This is a genomic window from Halomicronema sp. CCY15110, from assembly GCF_016888165.1.
GTDB lineage: Bacteria > Cyanobacteriota > Cyanobacteriia > Phormidesmidales > Phormidesmidaceae > Halomicronema.
Map to the genome: position 1 here is coordinate 1 of NZ_JACSWC010000048.1, position 3,177 is coordinate 3,177.

At 56.3% G+C, this 3,177-nt stretch carries 3 protein-coding genes and 1 pseudogene; all 4 read left to right on the forward strand.

Annotated elements, in window-relative coordinates; genetic code table 11:
• A pseudogene (locus tag JUK32_RS00410) lies at window positions 1-252 on the forward strand (hypothetical protein); the annotation flags it as partial.
• Between the two features lie 92 nt (window positions 253-344).
• On the forward strand, window positions 345-1,694 hold the full coding sequence (locus JUK32_RS00415) for a hypothetical protein (protein ID WP_204136895.1): 1,350 nt from the start codon (window positions 345-347) through the stop codon (window positions 1,692-1,694).
• A complete protein-coding gene (locus tag JUK32_RS00420; RefSeq protein ID WP_204136896.1) occupies window positions 1,691-2,623 on the forward strand; it encodes a hypothetical protein in 933 nt (310 codons plus the stop codon). The genes JUK32_RS00415 and JUK32_RS00420 overlap by 4 nt, the downstream gene beginning before the upstream one ends.
• A 117-nt stretch (window positions 2,624-2,740) precedes the next feature.
• On the forward strand, window positions 2,741-3,177 hold a 437-nt coding region (locus tag JUK32_RS00425; RefSeq protein WP_204136897.1), incomplete at its 3' end, for a DNA adenine methylase.

A 3,177-nucleotide genomic window follows, 5' to 3' on the forward strand; every position in this document is an offset into this window, starting at 1 on the left:
ATCGATCGCCCTCATTTGCTCAAAGCGATCACCTACTGGTGGCAATACGCGCCCAAGCATCGACCGCTGCGGTGGGCCGTGGAGCACGAAGGGATTCAATATCCCGCCAAGTTGCTCATCAGCAGAGCCAACATCTGGGCCAACGGAACGCCCTGGCCGTCGCGCCTGTTTTCTGGTGGTCGGGACTGCCACAAATTCTTGAGCGATCGGGGGTTCTCGATTGCTCCCCTCGATCGCCGCCGCTTGGCATAACCACAGGGCGATCGCTCTCTTTTAGGGGGCGATCGTGGCTCACAGCGACAGCGCCGATGACGAAATCGACTGCTTAAAGGAACGAAGGTGCAATGAGTATTTTGCAAATGGTGAAAGTTTGGGAACACGAGTTCCCGCATCCAGAGCAGGCCGTGATGCTGGCCCTGGCCGACCATGCCCATGACGATGGCGAGGGCATTCGTCCCGCCCTTGACCGCATTGCCTGGAAAACTGGATATGCCAGGCGCAATGTGCAACTCATTTTGAAACGGCTCAAAGCCTCTGGCGTTGTGGTTGAGACGAAGCCAGCGACTCACAACGAACCTGCTCACCTGAAGTTTGACTGGAGCAAGGCCCAGCCCAAACAAAGTTACGAAGCCTACAAAGCGGGCAAAGAACAGAAGCTTGAACAGGGGTGCAAAGATTACACCCCTCACGAAGATGGAGGCGCAAACCAGGGGTGCAAAGATTACACCCCTGAAAAAGAGGCCATCGAGGGGTGCAAAGATTACACCCCTGATAGTGCTTTAGGGGTGATCAATGGATCACCCCAGGGGTGCAATGGGGATCACCCCAGGGGTGATCAGGAGATCATCTCAGGGGTGATCGATGGATCACCCGATCCGTCATTTAAACCGTCAATAGAACCATCAATAGAACCAAAGACCCCCCTAGCCCCCCAAGGGGGAACTTTGTCTGCTCCGGCTGTTCAAAAAGTCATTCCAATTGAGCAAGCCGAACAGCCAGAAGACTGCTCATCAAAACCGGACTCCCCAAAACCACATCACGACAATCCGGTTGGAGAGCTTAAGGGTTCGGGAGAGGGCAAAAGTTCCGAGGCGCGGTCTCGAAACCGGAATCGCAGGTCTAAGGCTGGCAGGGCCGAGCGTATTTATCGGCAGCTCGAAGGCGATCCTCGCTATGAAGCAGGCAAGTTTTACCAGTGGTTTGACTGGTATAAACGAAAGCTGTGCGAGCCGTATGGCAAGGCGCATGGCGACAAAGCTGGGGCCGCCGCGTCGTGGATGAACCTGGTCGAGAGCGGGGTGAATTTGCAGCAGGTGAGTGCTGGGTCGAGCCAGTATCTCGGCTGGGTGCGCTGCAATCCCGACCACCGGGCCTGTGAAATTCCCCATGCCCACAATTTCCTGGAGGGCAAGCGCAGCCACCCAACTCCCTATTGGCAGTTGGCCCTAGAGGATGCAACAGCAGCTCCGGTGACTGGGGCTGAGTTTGTTGCGGAGCCTGCCCCGGCGATGACTTGGCAGGAATGGTCAAGGCGCTTGGGGGCGCTGCTCCGCGAAACCGGATATCTCTTGCCCGATGCCTCTGGAGACTGCCCGAGTACACGCTACGTTACCTCGGCAAGCGAGCTATCTGCCGATGAACTGCCCGCTCTCGTGACGTGGCTGGAATCGCTTTCGGCGAGGAGGTCGGCGTGAAATTAGTCGCTACGCAAACCATCACCGACCAAGAGGCTGACAAGCGCCTGAAGGATCTCTTGCATACCGTTGAAGGCGCAAAAGGCCGCTGGCATCGGTTGCAGCGCTTTGGCGCGAGTGACGAGGTGCTGAAGGCAGCGATCGCTTTCGAGATTGGCATTTTCTCCGGCTCTACCCGCGTTGGCGAGATTGATATCTGCGGCAAGGGCGGCAAATCTCCCCGCGTCTGGATTAGCAGGATCAGTTCCCGAGGTCGGCCCACGCTGTCCGGCAAGAGACTGGTTTGCCGGGTGCGTTCTCTCATGCAGATTCCGTATCCGACTCGGTTGGCGAGCCATGCCGGATTCTCCGCAGGGCAAGCCGTCTGGGTGCTGGGTCGCCCGGACGAGTTGCCGGGGCAGCGCCTCATTCAGACCTGGGTAAACGGCGTTGTTGAAGATTTTGAGGGCGATCGCTTGCGGGTGGCTGTCGCCCAACGCAAGCGGAAGCGAGGCCGTCGCCAAATCGAGCGCTATGATGCCCTGTTTAGCCCTGAAGAGGTCTTTGCGGAACTGCCCGATTGGGCTGGGTTTCTCCCGTTTGTGGAGCATGTCCACATCATCGAGCGCAGTCTGATGCGCAGTCTGCGATGGGCGATGGATCAGGCCGATTCAGATGAACAGTTTGCCATTCTCGAAGACCAGGAGTTAGCGCTGATCGATGCCGTGAGCCGCTGGGCCAGGTCAAAGGGCTGGCGACTTGTGGGCCGTAATGGTCGGTGGAAATGCTGCCCTTTGCGCCGCCAGTCACGCAAGTTTACGCCGATGCTTCAGGTAGGAGATGAGGCGATCGCGGACCCACTAGACTTTCGCCAGGTCTATGTGAAGCGAGATGGGCGTTTCATTCCTCCCCCCAAGCCCATGCAGTTGAACCTGTTCGAGGGCTTCTGAGTCTCCAGTTTGTTAGGGAATAAAACGATACCTGCCTCCTTCGCTTTATTCCCTAACAAACTGAGGCAAACGGGGTGGGGGTTCTAGTAATCACGAAATCACGAGGATTTTTATCAAATGACTGCTGCGATCGCTCATTTCCATACTCCGCCCATACCCTTTCTGAAGTGGGCGGGCGGCAAAAGGCAGCTACTCGACCAATATCAGCCGTTCTTTCCAGATAGGATTCATCGCTACTATGAGCCGTTTTTAGGTGGTGGAGCCGTCTTCTTTCACCTACGCGATCGCTGTGAGCAAGCCACCATCAGCGACCTCAATCCCGAACTGATTAATGTCTATCGTTGTGTTCGCGATGATGTGGAGGCCGTTATCGCGATTTTGCGGCAGCATCAGCAGCACCATTGCAGTGACTACTACTACGCAGTGCGGGCAAATCATCAGATGCGATCGCCCATCCATCGCGCTGCCCGACTGATTTATCTCAACAAAACCTGCTTTAACGGCCTGTATCGAGAAAATCTCAAAGGAGAGTTTAATACTTCGATGGGTCGCTA